The organism is Amycolatopsis melonis (assembly GCF_040064235.1).
Taxonomy (GTDB): domain Bacteria; phylum Actinomycetota; class Actinomycetes; order Mycobacteriales; family Pseudonocardiaceae; genus Amycolatopsis; species Amycolatopsis melonis.
In genome coordinates this window covers 146,868-162,526 of record NZ_JBDZYD010000012.1, presented here as the reverse complement: position 1 = coordinate 162,526, position 15,659 = coordinate 146,868, and the positions used below count along the sequence as shown (strand labels likewise).

The window sequence follows — 15,659 nt, the reverse complement described above, 5'->3', positions numbered from 1 at the left end:
GAGAACGCTTTCAGGATTGGACCAGACCAATTGCGGCGTCAAGGTCCAGACCATTAAACCGGCCGGACGGCCGCCGCCGTTGCTCGCCCGGCAGGCACGGGGTGTGAGCAACAATCGGAACAAAAATCGTGCCTTTTCCTGGGGTGGGCGGTAGCGTGCGCGTCCATGCGGGTGATGTGGGGGAAGATGGGACAACCCAGAGTGACCAAACCGTGGCGAGCAGCCCCGAAAGCCGCCCTCTCCAGCCCGCTGACGTTGATCGTCGCCGCGGTGACGTCGCTGCTGGCCTGTTTCCTCGGCACGGCGGCGGTCCTGCAGGCGTCCGCGGCGGGCGGCGCGGCGGTGGCCTACCAGACCGGGATCACCTGCCCCGACAGCTACGGCCCGGTGTTCGGCAAGGGCAACATCCCGGTCTCGGCAATCCCGGCCTTCACCGCCGCGGTCCGGCGGCACGCCCCCGCACACGGCTTCGGCGCGCCGGTCGTCGGCCAGTTCACCCACGTGCTGCCCGGCACCCAGTTCAACGGCGACCCGCACTACAAAATCCGCCTCGCCTACCGCGACCAGGCCGGCCTGGACCAGCTGACGCTGCAACAGGGCACCCGCGCGCCGGGCCTGTGGCTGGGCAACGTCGTGGCCGACGCCGAGCACATCGGGCTCGGGGCGAGGCCGAGCCTTCACGGCGTGGTCCTGCCGCCGGTGACCGGCATCTACCGCGACCTGCTCGACCCGCCGCCGCGGTGGTGGTGCTCGCAGCAGTCCGGCGCGGTGATCGACCGGCTGGTCAACGACCCGATCGACTCGGTCGTGTTCGCCACCGACCAGAAGACCTTCGACGACGCGGTCAAGGCGATCGGCCTGCCGACGATGCAGTACTTCCACATCTCCTTCTACGAACCGGCGCCTGCCACCCTCAGCGCGGCCGAGGACCTGCTGCAGCGCTCGCGTGACCTCGTCGACGACGTCCGCGCCGACCTGACCGCGCAGGGGCTCGGGGATCTGGTGGCCGCGGACGTGCCGACGTTCGAGCGGTCGGTGCAGATCGCCCGGCAGGCCAGGGACAACGTGTTCGTCTCGATCCTGCCGCTGGCGCTGATCAGCGTCCTGGTCGGCTGTGCCGGGCTGGGCACGGTGGCTCTGCAGTGGTACCAGCGCCGGCACGCGCAGCTGCGGCTGCTGTCCGCGCGCGGCAGCGGCCCGGGTGCCCTCGGCGGGCTGGCCGTGGCCGAGCTGGGCCTGCCGATCCTGGCAGGCGGGGCCGCGGGTGCGGCCGCGGCGCGGCTGCTGCTGGGGGTCTACGGCCCGCCGGGCGCGCCCGATCCGGCGGCGGAGCTGCGAGCCGTGGTGGTCGCGGCCGGGACGCTGGCGGTGTCGCTGACGTTGCTGGCGCTGATCGTCGCGGTGCGGGCGCACCGGGAGTTCGAGCTGGGCCGGGTGCGCCGCCGGGCCGGGCGGGTGCGGGTGCTGGCGTACTTCCCGTGGGAGCTGGCGACCGCGGGCATGGCGTGGCTGGGCTGGACCCGCCTGGCGCGCTACGGCAGCGCCTCCCGGCTGGGAAATCCTTTACCGCAGGTGGATCCGCTCGCGTTGACCTATCCGGTGTTCGTGGTGCTGACCGTGGGGCTGCTGACCGCGCGGCTGGCGTGGCTGGCCCTGCACGCCTCGCACCGGGCGCGGTGGTGGTCGCGCCCGGCGCTGCAGCTGGCGATCCGGCGGCTGGCCGGTGCCCGTGCCCCGGTCACCGGGGTGCTGGTGATCGGCACACTGGCCATCGGCACGCTGGCCACCGGCATCGGCATCGCCGACGGCCAGGAGGAAGCGCTGGAGACGAAGTCGGCGATCTTCGTCGGCAGCAACGCCCGCCTGGACACCGACAGCCCGATCGGGATGGGCCAGGTCGCGATGCCGGCGTCGCTGGCAGGCTCCAGCACCGTCGTCGGGGAGCTGACCGGCACGGGCAGCGTGGTGCTGGTGGTCGACCCGGCGACGTTCACCCGCGGCGCCGCCGTGGACCGCGTGCCCGCCGACGACCTCGACGGGCTGCTGCGGACGATCTCGCAACCCGATCCGCGCGGGACACCGGTGATCCGGATCGGGCACACGGCCAAGCAGTCCGCGCGGCTGCCGGAGGGGCTGCCGGACGCGGTCGTGGCCGCCGACCTGCCGGTGTTCCCGATGATCGGCACCTCCCCCGGCTACGTGGTGTCCCGCTCGGTGCTGACTCCCGCGCAGCTGGACGGCATTCCGAAGTGGAGCGTGCTGACCACGGCGCCGCTGGCGGAGGCGACCGCGGCGTTGCGCGCGGCGGGGGTGTTCATCCCGAACCGGATCAGCCGGGAGTCCGCTTTGGACGGTCTGCCGTTCTTCGTGGTGTCGTGGACGTTCTCGTTCGTGGCGCTGCTGGGCGCGGTGCTCGGGGTGGTGGCGATCCTGGCGCTGCTGGTGGCGGTTGAGGTGCGGCGGCGGCAGAACGCGCTGGCCGGGGCGCTGGTGCTGCGGATGGGCATGCGGCCGCGGACGTTGCTGGCCAGCCATCTGCTGGAGCTGGGGGCGCTGAGCGGGCTGGCGATCGTGGTCGGGGTGGTGTGCGGGGTGTCGGTGGCGGGCCTGTCGGTGCCGCGGTTCGACCCGGCGACGTTCCTCGCGCCGCGCTCGGAGCTGCCCGACCCGCTGCCGTTCGTGCTGACCGTCGTCGTGGTCGGCGTGGCGGTGGTCGCGCTGGCCGGCTGGATCGCGGTGCGCTCGGTGCGCACCGCCCGGACCGCGGAGCTGATCCGTGCCTGAGAAACCCATCTTCCAGCTGCGCGGCATCGGCGTGGACTACCAGACCCCGGCCGGGGTGGTGACCGGTGTCGACGACGTCAGCATCGACGTGCCCGCCCGGGGCATGACCGTGCTGGCCGGACCGTCGGGCTCGGGCAAGTCGACGCTGCTGCGGGTGCTGGGGCTGTTCGAGCAGCCCGCGCGCGGCACGCTGACATTCCAGGGCGCGGACGTGCGCAAGCTCCGGCACCGGGAGCGGCGGGCGCTGCGGCGGCATCATCTGGGGCTGGTGTTCCAGAACCCGGCCGACAACCTGCTGGGATATCTGTCGGTGGCGGAGAACCTGCGTGCCGCCGCGGAGGCGGCCGGGACGCAGTGCCGTCCCGACGACATCCTGGCCCAGCTGGGCCTGCACGGCACCGGGGGCTGGAAGATCTCGGCGTTGTCGGGCGGGCAGCAGCAGCGGCTGGCGTTCGGGTGCGTGCTGGCGGCACAGTCGACGGTGATCCTGGCCGACGAGCCGACGTCGCAGCTGGACGAGGCATCGGCCGACCTGGTGCTGGACACGTTGCAGTATCTGGTGGACCAGGACTTCGCGGTGCTGGTCGCCTCGCACGACGAACGCCTCATCGACCTCGGCGCGCGGGTGGCGCGGCTGCACAAGGGCGTGCTCGAAGGCGTGGAAGAACGGGAGCGGGCATGACACTGGTGGAAGCGGTCGGGCTGCGCCGCAGCTTCGCCCACCCCAGCGGGGACATCGAGGTGCTGCGCGGGCTGGAGCTGCGCGTCGGCGCGGGCGAGCTGGTGACGGTCTCGGGCCGCTCGGGGTCGGGCAAGAGCGCGCTGCTGGCGCTGCTGTGCGGGTTCGACTCCCCCGACTCCGGCTGCGTGCTGCTCGACGGCGTCCCGATCAGCGGCGCGCCGCCGTGGCACACGTGCGCGGTGCTGCCGCAGGCGCTGGGACTGGCCAACGAGCTGACGATCGCGGAGAACGTGGCCCTGCCGCTGCGGCTGCGTTCGGACGTACCCCGCCCGTCGCCGTCGGCGATCGCCGCGCGGGTCACCGAACTGCTGGACGAGCTGGGCATCGGCGACCTGGGCGACCGCTACCCGCTGGAGGTGTCGTTCGGCCAGCAGCAGCGGGTGGCGCTGGCCCGCGCGGTGGCCGGGCGGCCGCGGGTGCTGCTGACCGACGAGCCGACGGCACACCTGGACGCCGGAAGCACGCCGCGGGTCCTGCGGTTGCTGCGCCGCTGCGCATCCGAGGGCGCGGCGGTGATCGTGGCAACCCACGACGAGGAGGTCCACCGCATCGCCGACCGCCGGGTCCGCCTCCTGGACGGCGTGCTGACCGCACTGCTGGACTAAGCGATCAGGAATCGAGAAGCGCTGGTCAGCGGCCCGCGAATAGCGTGATCCCGTACCGCAGACCACGACTTCCCGGAGGATCGCGATGATCAAGACCGTCCTGCACCCCGTCACCGACCTGACCGCGGCCAAGGCCGTCTACACGGCACTGCTGGGCACCGACCCCCAGGCCGACGCGCCCTACTACGTCGGCTACGACGTGGAGGGCCAGCACATCGGCCTGGTCCCGGGCGGCGCCCAGCAGGGCATGACGGGACCGGTGGCGTACTGGCACGTGACCGACATCGAGGCCAAGCTGGCGGAGGTGACGGCGGCGGGCGCAAAGGTCAAGGACGAGCCGAAGGACGTGGGCAACGGCCGCCTGGTGGCAACGTTCACCGACACCGACGGCAACGTCCTCGGCCTGCTCCAGGACCCGCAGTCCTGACCGGGAGCCCCAGCGCCCCAAGGTGGCCTTGGGTGCGTCGAATGCACCGAAGGCCACATTGGGTGCGTTGAACGCACCGAAGGCCACATTGGGTGCGTTGAACGCACCGAAGGCCACCTTGGGGCGCTTCGGTCCGGACGGAACCGGCGGGTCAGTCGAGCGCGGTGGCGCGGCTGGTTTCTTCCCAGGCGGCGAGGTCCGCGGCGAGGGCCTGGTGGTGGGCGCGGATCGCGTCGACGGCGTCCGCGCCCAAGGCCAGGCGCAGCGGAGCGTCGTCGCTGTCCACCGCGCGGACGATGGCCGCCGCGGCTTTGGCCGGGTCGCCCGGCTGGGTGCCGTCCATGTTCTCCACCGCTTCGCGGGTTCCCGCGGTCGATACGGCGTAGGCGTCGATCGTGCGGGAGCGGTGCATGCGGCCGCCGCCGAACTCGGTGCGGAATGCGCCCGGCTCGACGATCAGGACCTTCACCCCGAACGGGGCGACCTCCGCGGCGAGTGCCTCGGAGATGCCTTCCAGTGCGAACTTCGCCGCGCAGTAGGCGCCGAAGCCGGGCATCGACAGCTGGCCGCCCATCGAGCTGATCTGCACGACCGTGCCGCTGCCCTGCGCGCGCAGGTGCGGCAGCACGGCCTTGGTCACCTCGACCGCGCCGAAGAACATCACGTCCATCAGCTCGCGCAGCTCGGTCATGGTGAGTTCTTCGACCGCGCCGACCGAGCCGTTGCCTGCGTTGTTGACCACGACGTCGATGCGGCCGAACTCCTCGAGCGCGGTCTTGACCGCCGCGTCGATCTGGCCGGGGTCGGTGACGTCCAGTGCCGCGGTCCGGACCCGGTCGCCGCCGCGGTCCTGCAGCTCGGCCAGGGTTTCCGGGCGGCGGGCGGTGGCCAGCACGCGGTCGCCCGCGGCGAGGGCGGCCAGCGCGATCTCCCGGCCGAAGCCGGCGGAGCAGCCGGTGATCAGCCAGACGCGGCCGTCGGTGTTCGTCATCTTGAGCGTTCCTCCCAGTGGTTCCTCCCTTCATCCTGGCCAAGATCACCGCAACGGCGCCAACACCGATGTCCTGCCGGGGCTACAGTCTGAGCCTGTGACTCCCGAGCTGCGGCAGCTGCGCTACTTCGTCGCCGTCGCCGACGAAACCAGCTTCACCCGCGCCGCGGCCGGGCTGCACATCGCGCAGCAGTCGCTGTCGCAGCAGATCACCGTGCTGGAACGCACCCTGGGCGCGCGGCTGTTCGACCGCGGCGCCCGCGGGGCGCGCCTGACCGCCGTCGGCGAGCTGTTCCTGCCGGAGGCGCGGGCGGTGCTAGCCCGCGCCGACGAGGCCGTCGCCACCCTCGGCCGGGCGGTGCGCGGCGAGATCGGCCGGGTGCGGCTGGTGTTTCTCGCCACGACGGCGAACTACCTGCTGCCGCCGGTGGTCCGCGCGGTCCGCGAGCGGTTTCCCGGCCTGGTGGTGACGACGGCGGAGGCGTCGATCGCCGAGCTGGTCGACGGCCTGCGCGAGGGCCGGTTCGACCTGGCGTTCACCCGGCCGCCGCTGGTGGCGGGGCTGGCGTCGCGGACGTTGCTGACCGAGGAGGTGTGCGCGGTCCTGCCTGCCGAGCACCCGCTGGCCGGGCGGGCGTCGCTGACGCTGGCCGAGCTGGCGGACGAGCCGTGGGTGCTGACCCCGCGCAGCAGCTGGGAGCCGTGGCACCGCAGCTACGACGAGGACTTCGCCGCCGCGGGGTTCACGCCGCGGGTGGTGCAGCGGGCCGCGACCGTGCAGGGGCTGCTGGGCCTGGTCGCGGCCGGGGTCGGGGTGACCCGGCTGACCCGCTCGTCGCACAGCCTGCGCCGCTCGGGGGTGGCGTTCGTGCCGCTGGCCGGGGACGTCGCCCGGACCGAGCTGGTGTGGTTGCCGGGCAACGACAATCCGGCGCTGGGCACGATCACCGCCGTGGCCGTCGAGCTGGCGGCGGCCACGGATCTGACTCAGGCGGGCTGACCGCTTTCGGTGGGCAGCCCGGCCTCGACCCAGTCCTCGATGCCGGCGGCGTACTTGCGGACGTCGGTGTAGCCGAGCCGTTCCAGCTGCGCGGCGACCTGGCCGCTGTTGGCGCAGGCGGGGTTCGAGCAGTAGGTGACGATCCGGGCGGCCTTGTCCGGCAGCAGTTGCGGGGCCTTCGCGGCGACGTCGTCGGCGACGAGGTTGAGCGCGCCCGGCAGGTGACGCGCGGTGTAGTAGGACTCCGGCAGCGCGTCGACGAGGGTGATCTCCCCGGCGGCGAGCCCGGCCTGCAGGGTCTCGCGGTCGATGGTCTCGGTCATGGGTTTTCCTTTCTCAGAAGGTCTTCGCGGCGTCGCGGGCGGCTTCGGCGGCGATGCGGCCGGCCTCGGCGGCGTCACCGGTGAGGGTGGGGTGGTAGCGGATCTCGGTGACGTCGTCGATGCCGGCCCAGTTCAGCCAGCCGGTGAAGAACGACGACTGGAAGTCGCGGCCGAACTCCGGGCCGACGCCGGGGGCCCACACCGCGCTGGTGTAGACGACCGCGGCGCGCTTGCCACGCAGGAGGCCTTCGTAGCCGGTCACCGGGTCGAGGCCGAAGACCAGGCCGGGCTGGGAGACGACGTCGACGAACTGCTTGAGCACGTACGGCACGCCGGAGTTCCACATCGGGACGCTGAAGAGGACGCGGTCGGCGGCGTCGAAGCGGGCGAAGGCCGCCTTGGCCGCGGTCCAGGCCGCGGCTTCGTCGCCCTGCGGGGTGCCGCCGCCGATGACGGTCATCTTGGCGCGCGCGGCGGCCGGGCCGAACTCGGGCAGGGTGCCGTCCCAGAGGTCCCATTCGTCGATCTCGGCGTCCGGGTGGAGGCTGCGGTAGGTGTCCAGGAAAGTAGCTGCCAGGCGCAGCGATTCGGAGTCCGCGCCGCGTGGGGAGGCGGAAATGTGCAGCAGGTCGGGCATGGAGGTGCTCCTCGTTGGAGTGTCGGCTTCCGCCGGACGAAGATTCGGACTAGAGTCCGCTTATGTCTTCGAACCGTAGCGGACCGGAGTCCGCTTCGTCAACTGAGCTGCCGCTCCTCGGTGCCCCCGTGCGCGAACGAGTCGACGCCGCCCGCAACCGGCTGCGGGTGCTCGCCGCGGCGGAAGCGCTCTTCGCCGAGCGCGGGGTCGACGCGGTGACCATGGACGACATCGCGGGCGCGGCCGGGGTCGGCAAGGGCACGCTCTACCGCCGCTTCGGCGACAAGGCCGGGCTCGCCATGGCCCTGCTCGACGAGCGCGAACGCGAGCTGCAGGAGCGGATCCTCACCGGCCCGCCGCCCCTGGGTCCCGGCGCGGCACCCGCGGAGCGGCTCGGCGCGTTCGTCGAGGGCTACCTGGACCTGCTGGCCCGGCAGCTGGACCTGGTCCTGCTGTCGGAGACCGCCACGACCGGGGCACGCTTCCGCACCGGCGCGCACGCGCTGTGGCGGCAGCACTGCCGTCACCTGTTCGCCGCCGGCGGCGTGGCGGACGCCGAGATCGCCGCGGACGTCCTGCTCGCGGCGCTGGCGGCCGAGCAGGTCCGGCACTGGCTGCGCGACCGCGAACTGGCCCCGGCCGCGCTGGCGGAGTCACTCGTCCGGCTGGTGCGGACGTGGCTGCCGGAGTGATCACCAACGCACGGTGATCGCGGCGGGGCGTCCGTAGAATCGACGGCGATGCGACGTCTTCGGTGGTACTGGGGGGCACTGGTCCTCGCGTGCGTGGCCCTGCTGGCCGGGTTCTTCGTCTTCTTCGGCTCGGAAAGCAGACCGGGACAGCCGCAGCCGCGGCAGGGACCGCCGGGCACCGGCCCGCTCACCGTCGTCGCGATGGGCGACAGCACGGTCTCCGGGGAGGGTGCCGGGCAGTACATCCCGGCCACCAACGGGCAGGGCGGCAACTGGTGTCACCGCTCCCCCAACGCGTTCGTGGAGAAGATCGCCGTCCCGGGCATCTCCGCGCGCGTCAACCTCGGCTGTTCCGGCGCGCCCGCCGAGCAGGTCGGGCTCGGCGACGTCAAGCAGTGGACCGAGCCGTCGCAGGCCCGGCAGCTGGCCGCGCTGGTGAAGGACCACCGCGTCGCGGCGGTGGTGATCGCGGTCGGCGCGAACGACGAGCCGAAGTTCTCCAACCAGGTCAACGACTGCTTCAAGGCGTGGTTCAACGCCGGCGGCCCGCCGTGCAGCACGGTACTGAAGCAGACCTGGCAGTCCAAAGTGGACGCAATGGTGCCGAAGGTGGCCGCCGCCGTCTCCGACGTGAAGAAGGTGCTGGCGGACGCGGGGTACGTGCCGGCGGACTACCAGCTGATCCTGCAGTCCTACGCCGCGCCGATCGGCCCGGACCTGCCGGAGGACCTGCGCAACCTCAACGGCTGCCCGTTCCGCACCGAGGACCTGCGCTGGATTTCCCAGACCGGCATCGGTGTGCTGTCGGCGGGCCTGAAGGCGGCCGCCCAGCAGACCGGTGCGCGGTTCCTGGATCTGGCGAAGGCCGGCGTCAAGCACGAGGCGTGCAGCGGCGGTGCGAACCCGGCGACGGAGTGGTTCACCCGGCTAACGCTGCAGCTGTCCGACCTGGGCCAGGCCGAGCGGGCCGGGCACGCGCTGCAGGAGTCGTTCCACCCCAACGCGGCAGGCCATCTGGCGATCGCCAACTGCCTGTCGGAGTTCATCGCCGCCCGCGACGGCAACGCCTCCTGCCTGGCGGGCGCGGACGGCAAGCTCCACGCGGCCCCGGAGGTCGTGGCCCGCTGACCTGGAGGGTCGGCCGGCGTACCCAGACAGTCGGCTCGCGTACCTGGAGGGTCGGCTCACGAACCGACCCTCCAGGTACGCAGGCCGACCGCCCAGGTACGCGCCTCAGCCGGCTTTGCGCACCGACGTGGTGTCCACGTCCGCGGGTGCGCCGCCGGATCCGGTCGGTTGCAGGGGTGGCAGCGGGACGCCGTGTTCGTCGACGAGCACCGAGTGCGGTTCGCCGTCGGCGAAGGCGTTGCGTTCGCCCCACTGCCGCAGGGCGACGATGACGGTGAACAGGTCACGCCCGGCCGGGGTGAGGGTGTAGAGCTGCCGTTTGCCCGACGGGCCGGTCTGCCGGTCGAGGACGCCGCGGTCGACCAGGCGGCGCAGCCGGTCGGTGAGGATGTTGCGAGCGATCCCGGTGCGCTGCTGGAAGTCGGTGAACGCCCGCGCGCCGTCCATCGCGTCGCGGACGATCAGCAGGCTCCAGCGGTCGCCGACCAGGTCGAGGGTGCGCGCCACCGGGCACTGCGGGTCGGTCCAGATCTCGGGCACCGCACCTCCGGAAGAGTTGCTCTTTGAAACCATTCTGCCGTACGGTCGAATCAGTTGCAAAATGCTACCGATTGGGGTGGGATGAGGCAGAGGACGCTCCTGGCGGCGGTGTGCGCGGTCGCCGTCGCGAGCATCTACGCCGCGCAGCCGGTGCTCGCGCGGATCGGCGCGGACCTGGGCCTGCCGGAGGCACAGCTGGGGTGGATCGTCGCGGCCGGGCAGCTCGGCTATCTGGCCGGTCTCGCGGCACTGGTCCCCCTGGGCGACCGGCTGGACCGGCGCAAGCTCATCGCGGCCCACCTGCTGCTGACCGCGACCGGCGCGGCACTGACGGCGGCAGCGACACGGCCCTGGATGGCGCTGGCGGGACTGGCGATCGCGGGACTGTTCGCGGTCGTGGTCCAGACGACCGTCGCCTACGCCACGGCCACGGCCGCCCCGCAGGAGCGTGGCCGCACCCTCGGCGCGGTGACCTCCGGCGTCGTCGTCGGCATCCTCGGCGCCCGCGTCGCCTCCGGCGTCCTGGCCACGGCCTGGGGCTGGCGCAGCGTGTACGCCGTGCTCGCCGCGCTGCTGGTGGTCCTGGCCGGCGCGGTCTGGAAGACCCTGCCGCCTGACCCGCGCATCGGCTCTGTCCGCCAGGCGCCGGGTGCGCTGCTGCGCGAACGCCTGTTCCGCACGCGCGGGCTGATCGCGTTCTTCCTGTTCGCCTCGTTCGGCACGCTCTGGAGCGGCCTGGCCCTCCCGCTCGCCGACCTGAGCACGGCGCAGATCGGCCTGTTCGGGCTTGCCGGGCTGGTCGGCGCGCTCGGCGCCGCCCGCGCGGGACGCTGGGCCGACGCGGGCCTGGCAAGCCGGGTCACCGGCGGCGCGCTCGTGCTGCTGGCCGTCTCGTGGGCGGCTATCGGGCAGGCGTCGTGGTCACTGTGGCCGGTGATCCTCGGCGTGGTCGTGCTCGACTTCGCCGTGCAGGCCGTGCACGTCAGCAACCAGCACCTGCTGGCCACCGCCCACCCGGACCGCACCAGCAGCGTCATCGGCGGCTACATGATCTTCTACTCGCTCGGCTCCGCCCTCGGCGCCACCGCCACGACCACGGTGTACGCCGTCGCGGGCTGGGCGGGTTCGAGCCTGCTCGGCGCGGGATTCGCCGCCTGCGCGTTCGCCGTCTGGGCTCTGGACCTCACAGGTCGAGGGCGGCCCGCAGGGCGATGTCGATCCGTTCCTGGACGTCCTGGTCGATCTCGGCGACCCGCTCGTCGAACCACGGGCGGTACAGCCGGGTGAGGTTCAGCGTCGACACCCAGTACCGGGCGTCGATCGCCACGCCGAGGATGTCCATCGGGTCGCGGTCGAGCAGTTCGGTGCCGAGCAGCCACGGCCGCTCGGACTCGTTCACCCCGTCCGAGGACAGCAGCACGACCGTGCGCTGCCGGGCCGGTTCGGTCGGGGGGTGGTACGTCCAGACTTCACCCCTGCGCACGCAGATCCTTCTCCGCCGCGGCGCGTTCGGCCTCGTCCGATTCCGCGGCGCCCGGTTCCGGCTTCTGCGGGGTGTAGCCGGTGCGGACCGCCTCGCGCCGGGCTGCCTTCGACAGCCAGGACGAGACCGAGATTCCGTGGGCTTTCGCGGCGCGTTCGGCGAATTCCAGTGCGCCGCTGTCCAGCGAAAGAGTCACCTTACGTGTTGCCATACCTTTTACCGTACCAGCGCCCCGGTCCCGGACCGGCGATCGCGGTCAGAACGTCGGCGAACGTCCCTCGAACGGCGTAGAGAGCACCACCGTCGTGCGGGTCGACACCTTCGCCGCCTCCCGGATCCGCCGCAGCAGGTCCTCCAGCGCCAGCGGCGACGCCACCCGCACCAGCAGGATGTAGGACTCGTCGCCGGCCACCGAGTAGCACGACTCGATCTCCTTGATGTGCTGGATCCGCTGCGGATAGTCGTCCGGCGCGGCCGGGTCGTTCGGCGTCAGCGAGATCAGCGCCGTCAACGGCAGCCCGATCTGCTCGCCGTCGAGCCGCGCGGTGTACCCGAGGATCACCCCGCGCTGCTCCAGGCGCCGCACCCGCTGGTGCACCGCCGACACCGACAACCCGACCCGCTCGGCGAGATCGGTGAAACTGCGCCGCCCGTCCGCCGCGAGCTCCTGGACGATCGCCTGGTCCAGCGGCTCCAGGCCGCCGGCCGTCATGCGTCCAGCACGACGAGCTCGTGCGGCTGGTTGTTGACCGGCTCCACGCCGTCCTCGGTGACGATCACGATGTCCTCGATCCGGGCACCCCACCGGCCCGGCTGGTAGATCCCCGGCTCGACACTGAAGGCCATCCCCGGCTCCAGCGGCAGCGCGTTCCCGGCAATGATGTACGGCTCCTCGTGCACGTCCAGCCCGATGCCGTGCCCGGTCCGGTGGATGAAGAACTCCCCGAACCCGGCCGCCGCGATGACCTCCCGCGCGGCCGCGTCGACCTGCTCGGCCGTCACCCCCGGCCGCACCGCGGCCACCGCGGCCGCCTGCGCCCGCTGCAGCACCGCGTAGGTCTCGGCCACATCGGCGTCCCGCGGCTCACCGACCGCGTACGTCCGGGTGGAATCGGAGTTGTACCCCGCGGGCAGCGGACCTCCGATGTCCACGACCACGACGTCACCCTTCTCGATGACCCGGTCGGAGACGTCGTGGTGCGGGCTCGCCCCGTTGGGGCCCGAGCCGACGATCACGAAGTCGGCCTGCACGTGCCCCTCCTCGACGATCGCCGCGGCGATGTCGGCACCGACCTCGGCCTCCGTCCGGCCCGGCCGCAGCCACTCGTGGACCCGCGCGTGCACCCGGTCGATCGCCGCCCCGGCCTCCCGCAGCGACGCGATCTCCGCGGCGTCCTTGCGCATCCGCAGCTCCCGCACCACCGGCCCGGCCAGCGTCTGCTCGGCCTCCCCCAGCGCGGCCCGCAACGCCAGCACGTGCAGCGCCGGAGTGAAGTCACTGACCGCGACCCGGCCGGGCTTGCCCAGCCGGTCGGCGACCAGCTTGTACGGATCGTCCCCGTCCACCCAGGTCAGCAGCTCCACCCCGAGGTCGTCGGTCGGGACGTCGGCGTACCCGGGCGCCTCCAGCTTCGGCACGACCAGCGCGGGCGTCCCCTCGGCCGGAACGACGAGCGTGGTCAGCCGCTCGAACGAGCCACCGGCCTGCCCGAGCAGGTACCGCAGATCGGAACCGGGCGCAATCAGCAGGGCATCGGTGTGCGCGGCAGCCGCGGCAGCACGGGCACGGTCGAGGCGGGCACGCAGCGCGGCGGCATCGGGGGCAGGCGTGTGGAGGGAACGACGCGACATGACCGCGAGCCTAGTAGGGCACCGGGAGCGCAGCAGCCGCCCGGGCCCGCGACATGCCGGGCCGGGTGACGCCGGCAGCCCTGTAGACCGGCCCCGGCGAGCCTGCCCCCACGACATGAACGACTCGTTCATGACGTCAGACGAGGTGAACGACTCGTTCATGACGTCCTGGCCGCGTCCGGCGCGTGTTGTCCTCCCTTGCCCTCCGGCGCGTGGCGCACCGTCCGGGAACGGGCGGGCGTGGCAGGCTGTGCGGGTGACCGGATCCCTTGCCCTGCTCGACTCCGCGAGCCTGTACTTCCGCTCCTTCTTCGCCCTGCCCGACTCGATGCGCGCCGCGGACGGGACACAGGTCAACGCCGTGCGCGGGTTCGCCGACACGATCGCGCGGATCCTCACCGACCGGCGTCCGGCGCGGCTGGTCTGCTGCCTCGACGCCGACTGGCGCCCGAAGTTCCGCACCGACCTGCTGCCCAGCTACAAGGCCCACCGCGTCGCCGAGGAGACCGGCAGCGGCAGCCCCGACGTCGAAGAGGTGCCCGACACCCTCACCCCGCAGGTCCCGATCATCCTCGACCTGCTCGAAGCGTTCGGCTTCGCCACCGCCGAAGCCGGCGGCTACGAAGCCGACGACGTCATCGGCGCACTGGCCACCCGCGAGCAGGCCGACCCCGTCGAGGTCATCACCGGCGACCGGGACCTGTTCCAGCTCGTCCGCGCCGCACCGACACTCACGTCGGTCATCTACGTCGGCAAGGGCTGGGCTAAAGCCGAAGTCCTCGGCCCGGCCGAGATCGCCGAACGCTACAGCCTCCCGCGCGAGACCGCCGGCCCCGCCTACGCCGACATGGCCGCCCTGCGCGGCGACCCGTCCGACGGGCTGCCCGGCGTCGCCGGCATCGGCGAGAAGACCGCCGCCAAGCTCATCACCCAGTTCGGCTCACTCGAAGGCCTCCTCGCCGCCGCCGAAACCGGCGACGCCCGCCTCCCCCTCAAAACCCGGCTACGGCTCAAGGAAGCGGCCGGCTACCTCGCCGTCGCCCCCACCGTCGTCCGCGTCGCGGTCGACGCCCCGGTCGAGCAGTCCCGCCCCGACACCGTCCCCGCCACCCCCGCCGACCCGCAGCGCGTCGCCGAACTGGCCGAACGCTGGAACCTCGGCAACTCCGTCGAACGCCTGCTCAAGGCCCTGCCCGGCGGCTAGAAGTGCGTGCCGTTCCACGGCGCGGTCACCGTGGTGAACAGCTCGTCCGCCCGCGTCAGCGCAGCCGGGTCGCGGACCTCGATCCGCCCCGCCTGCGCCAGCGCCGTCGCACTCCACTGCCCGAGGTACAGCATCCCCAGCGTGTCGACCTCCAGCACCAGGTCCGGCTCGGCCGACGTGCGCCGGGCACCGTCCGGGCCGACCTCGTACTGCCCCGAGTTCGACGCCAGCTGCCGGTCGGCCACCGCCACCACCACCGGCTCCGCCGCACGGTAACCGCGGGCCGCCAGCGCCGCCTCGACGTCCACCAGCCGCAGCCACAGGTCGTCCTCCACCGACAGCGTGCTCGCGTGCCGGTGGTCGGTCAGCATCACCGCGAGCGGCTCGTCCACCGGACGGTGCCGCGCGTGCACCGCCGAAACCAGGTCGACCGACAGCAGGAACCGCCACAACCCCGCCAGCGCCGCGGGCCCGGCCGCATGCAGGTCGTACACGTTCAGCACCGCACCCTCGTCCGGCGAATCCAGGGAACGGCGGCCGATCGTCTCGTACGTGACGAAGCCGTCGACCCCGTCCGGTCCACTGTGGACCGCCACCGTGTACCGCTCCTCCGGCACGAGATGCCGCTCGTGCCCCGCCGGCCACCACGCCTCCGGCCGCGCCATCATCCCCGGCCGGTGCAGCCCGATCCGCCGGTACACCGCCGGAATCTCCTTCACCGCCTCCTCCGGGCCCAGCAACCGCACCTCACCCGCGACCGGGACCCGCTCGTGCAGCCGCGCCGCCGGCCGCGACACCCGCACCGTCTTGCCCAGCGCCGCCGAGCCGTAGCCGAACCGGCCGTAGATCGTCGGCTCACTCGCATGCAGCATCGCCAGCGGCAACCCCCGCTCCGCCACCTCCGCCAGCTGCGCCGCCATCAACGCCGTCAGCACCCCGCGCCGCGTGCGGTCGGCCCGCACCCCGACCCCATCGACCGCCGCCACCGGCAGCACCCGCCCGCCCGGCACGGCGACCTCGGTGTCGAACGAACTGGCGATCCCGATCGCCGCGTCCCCCTCGAACGCCCCGAACTTGTGCGCGGCAGGCCAGGACACCCCCATCCGGGACCACAGGTCGTCGGCAACGCGCTTGCCGTGCAGCGAACGGTTCAGCACGTCGAACGTCGCACGACGCTCTTCCTCGGTGATCAAACGGACGTCGAAAACGGTCATACCGCCGATCCTGCCGCCCCCTGCCGGCCACGGCATCC

Annotated in this window: 18 protein-coding genes; 9 read left to right on the top strand and 9 right to left on the bottom strand. The window is 72.7% G+C overall.

Features of this window, described 5'->3' with window-relative positions:
• The first annotated feature begins 201 nt into the window (after nucleotides 1-201).
• From ABJI51_RS30530 to ABJI51_RS30515, 4 genes are all read left to right on the top strand, one after another.
• Nucleotides 202-2,784, top strand: a complete 2,583-nt coding sequence (locus ABJI51_RS30530) for an FtsX-like permease family protein (RefSeq protein ID WP_348954663.1) — start codon at nucleotides 202-204, stop codon at nucleotides 2,782-2,784.
• The gene (locus ABJI51_RS30525) at nucleotides 2,777-3,466 is read left to right on the top strand and encodes an ABC transporter ATP-binding protein (protein WP_348954498.1); all 690 of its coding nucleotides are present in this window, start codon (nucleotides 2,777-2,779) and stop codon (nucleotides 3,464-3,466) included. Before ABJI51_RS30530 ends, ABJI51_RS30525 begins: the two co-directional genes overlap by 8 nt.
• Nucleotides 3,463-4,131 carry an ABC transporter ATP-binding protein gene (locus ABJI51_RS30520; RefSeq protein WP_348954497.1) on the top strand — a complete coding sequence of 223 codons (669 nt, stop codon included), beginning with the start codon at nucleotides 3,463-3,465 and terminating at the stop codon, nucleotides 4,129-4,131. Before ABJI51_RS30525 ends, ABJI51_RS30520 begins: the two co-directional genes overlap by 4 nt.
• 85 nt (nucleotides 4,132-4,216) lie before the next feature.
• On the top strand, nucleotides 4,217-4,558 hold the full coding sequence (locus ABJI51_RS30515; protein ID WP_348954496.1) for a VOC family protein: 342 nt from the start codon (nucleotides 4,217-4,219) through the stop codon (nucleotides 4,556-4,558).
• 151 nt (nucleotides 4,559-4,709) lie between these two features.
• On the opposite strand, the gene ABJI51_RS30510 is transcribed toward ABJI51_RS30515, so the two are convergent.
• Nucleotides 4,710-5,549, bottom strand: a complete 840-nt coding sequence (locus ABJI51_RS30510; protein WP_348954495.1) for an oxidoreductase — start codon at nucleotides 5,547-5,549, stop codon at nucleotides 4,710-4,712.
• A 97-nt stretch (nucleotides 5,550-5,646) separates the two neighbouring features.
• On the opposite strand from ABJI51_RS30510, the gene ABJI51_RS30505 reads away from it, so the two are divergent.
• Nucleotides 5,647-6,549: a LysR family transcriptional regulator gene (locus ABJI51_RS30505; RefSeq protein WP_348954494.1), complete on the top strand. Its 903-nt coding sequence runs from the start codon at nucleotides 5,647-5,649 to the stop codon at nucleotides 6,547-6,549.
• On the opposite strand, the gene ABJI51_RS30500 is transcribed toward ABJI51_RS30505, so the two are convergent.
• Nucleotides 6,537-6,872: a rhodanese-like domain-containing protein gene (locus ABJI51_RS30500; protein ID WP_348954493.1), complete on the bottom strand. Its 336-nt coding sequence runs from the start codon at nucleotides 6,870-6,872 to the stop codon at nucleotides 6,537-6,539. The two genes, ABJI51_RS30505 and ABJI51_RS30500, sit on opposite strands and share 13 nt — an antisense overlap.
• Before the next feature lie 13 nt (nucleotides 6,873-6,885).
• A complete protein-coding gene (locus ABJI51_RS30495; RefSeq protein WP_348954492.1) occupies nucleotides 6,886-7,509 on the bottom strand; it encodes an FMN-dependent NADH-azoreductase in 624 nt (207 codons plus the stop codon).
• Nucleotides 7,510-7,571: 62 nt separating this feature from the next.
• Here ABJI51_RS30495 and ABJI51_RS30490 point away from each other — a divergent pair, with 62 nt between their 5' ends.
• Nucleotides 7,572-8,201 carry a TetR/AcrR family transcriptional regulator gene (locus ABJI51_RS30490; RefSeq protein ID WP_348954491.1) on the top strand — a complete coding sequence of 210 codons (630 nt, stop codon included), beginning with the start codon at nucleotides 7,572-7,574 and terminating at the stop codon, nucleotides 8,199-8,201.
• 48 nt (nucleotides 8,202-8,249) lie between these two features.
• Nucleotides 8,250-9,329, top strand: a complete 1,080-nt coding sequence (locus ABJI51_RS30485; protein WP_348954490.1) for a GDSL-type esterase/lipase family protein — start codon at nucleotides 8,250-8,252, stop codon at nucleotides 9,327-9,329.
• A gap of 105 nt (nucleotides 9,330-9,434) precedes the next feature.
• Here the strand turns inward: ABJI51_RS30485 and ABJI51_RS30480 are convergent, their stop codons facing one another.
• A complete protein-coding gene (locus ABJI51_RS30480; RefSeq protein ID WP_348954489.1) occupies nucleotides 9,435-9,902 on the bottom strand; it encodes a winged helix-turn-helix transcriptional regulator in 468 nt (155 codons plus the stop codon).
• Between the two features lie 48 nt (nucleotides 9,903-9,950).
• Between ABJI51_RS30480 and ABJI51_RS30475 the strand changes: the two genes are divergently transcribed.
• Complete coding sequence (locus tag ABJI51_RS30475; RefSeq protein WP_348954488.1) at nucleotides 9,951-11,156, top strand: MFS transporter; 1,206 nt, start codon at nucleotides 9,951-9,953, stop codon at nucleotides 11,154-11,156.
• Here ABJI51_RS30475 and ABJI51_RS30470 read toward each other — a convergent pair.
• From ABJI51_RS30470 to ABJI51_RS30455, 4 genes are read right to left on the bottom strand one after another with little or no spacing between them, the layout of a single operon-like run.
• Complete coding sequence (locus ABJI51_RS30470) at nucleotides 11,053-11,352, bottom strand: hypothetical protein (protein WP_020638237.1); 300 nt, start codon at nucleotides 11,350-11,352, stop codon at nucleotides 11,053-11,055. The two genes, ABJI51_RS30475 and ABJI51_RS30470, sit on opposite strands and share 104 nt — an antisense overlap.
• A complete protein-coding gene (locus tag ABJI51_RS30465; RefSeq protein ID WP_348954487.1) occupies nucleotides 11,339-11,563 on the bottom strand; it encodes a hypothetical protein in 225 nt (74 codons plus the stop codon). The genes ABJI51_RS30470 and ABJI51_RS30465 overlap by 14 nt, the downstream gene beginning before the upstream one ends.
• A 45-nt stretch (nucleotides 11,564-11,608) precedes the next feature.
• Nucleotides 11,609-12,064, bottom strand: coding sequence for an Lrp/AsnC family transcriptional regulator (locus tag ABJI51_RS30460; protein ID WP_072478851.1), 456 nt, complete (start codon nucleotides 12,062-12,064; stop codon nucleotides 11,609-11,611).
• A complete protein-coding gene (locus ABJI51_RS30455; RefSeq protein WP_348954486.1) occupies nucleotides 12,061-13,203 on the bottom strand; it encodes a M24 family metallopeptidase in 1,143 nt (380 codons plus the stop codon). Before ABJI51_RS30455 ends, ABJI51_RS30460 begins: the two co-directional genes overlap by 4 nt.
• Nucleotides 13,204-13,459: 256 nt before the next feature.
• Between ABJI51_RS30455 and ABJI51_RS30450 the strand changes: the two genes are divergently transcribed.
• Nucleotides 13,460-14,407: a 5'-3' exonuclease gene (locus ABJI51_RS30450; protein WP_348954485.1), complete on the top strand. Its 948-nt coding sequence runs from the start codon at nucleotides 13,460-13,462 to the stop codon at nucleotides 14,405-14,407.
• On the opposite strand, the gene ABJI51_RS30445 is transcribed toward ABJI51_RS30450, so the two are convergent.
• On the bottom strand, nucleotides 14,404-15,621 hold the full coding sequence (locus ABJI51_RS30445) for a GNAT family N-acetyltransferase (protein ID WP_348954484.1): 1,218 nt from the start codon (nucleotides 15,619-15,621) through the stop codon (nucleotides 14,404-14,406). The genes ABJI51_RS30450 and ABJI51_RS30445 overlap by 4 nt on opposite strands.
• Nucleotides 15,622-15,659 lie beyond the last annotated feature (38 nt).

What these genes read in the sequence shown, in the direction of transcription:
- ABJI51_RS30520 (WP_348954497.1), top strand. Translation starts at nt 3,463, where the DNA reads ATGACACTGGTGGAAGCGGTCGGGCTGCGCCGCAGCTTCGCCCACCCC.
- ABJI51_RS30515 (WP_348954496.1), top strand. Translation starts at nt 4,217, where the DNA reads ATGATCAAGACCGTCCTGCACCCCGTCACCGACCTGACCGCGGCCAAG.
- ABJI51_RS30510 (WP_348954495.1), bottom strand. Translation starts at nt 5,549, where the DNA reads ATGACGAACACCGACGGCCGCGTCTGGCTGATCACCGGCTGCTCCGCC.
- ABJI51_RS30500 (WP_348954493.1), bottom strand. Translation starts at nt 6,872, where the DNA reads ATGACCGAGACCATCGACCGCGAGACCCTGCAGGCCGGGCTCGCCGCC.
- ABJI51_RS30495 (WP_348954492.1), bottom strand. Translation starts at nt 7,509, where the DNA reads ATGCCCGACCTGCTGCACATTTCCGCCTCCCCACGCGGCGCGGACTCC.
- ABJI51_RS30490 (WP_348954491.1), top strand. Translation starts at nt 7,572, where the DNA reads ATGTCTTCGAACCGTAGCGGACCGGAGTCCGCTTCGTCAACTGAGCTG.
- ABJI51_RS30485 (WP_348954490.1), top strand. Translation starts at nt 8,250, where the DNA reads ATGCGACGTCTTCGGTGGTACTGGGGGGCACTGGTCCTCGCGTGCGTG.
- ABJI51_RS30480 (WP_348954489.1), bottom strand. Translation starts at nt 9,902, where the DNA reads ATGGTTTCAAAGAGCAACTCTTCCGGAGGTGCGGTGCCCGAGATCTGG.
- ABJI51_RS30475 (WP_348954488.1), top strand. Translation starts at nt 9,951, where the DNA reads ATGAGGCAGAGGACGCTCCTGGCGGCGGTGTGCGCGGTCGCCGTCGCG.
- ABJI51_RS30465 (WP_348954487.1), bottom strand. Translation starts at nt 11,563, where the DNA reads ATGGCAACACGTAAGGTGACTCTTTCGCTGGACAGCGGCGCACTGGAA.
- ABJI51_RS30460 (WP_072478851.1), bottom strand. Translation starts at nt 12,064, where the DNA reads ATGACGGCCGGCGGCCTGGAGCCGCTGGACCAGGCGATCGTCCAGGAG.
- ABJI51_RS30455 (WP_348954486.1), bottom strand. Translation starts at nt 13,203, where the DNA reads ATGTCGCGTCGTTCCCTCCACACGCCTGCCCCCGATGCCGCCGCGCTG.
- ABJI51_RS30445 (WP_348954484.1), bottom strand. Translation starts at nt 15,621, where the DNA reads ATGACCGTTTTCGACGTCCGTTTGATCACCGAGGAAGAGCGTCGTGCG.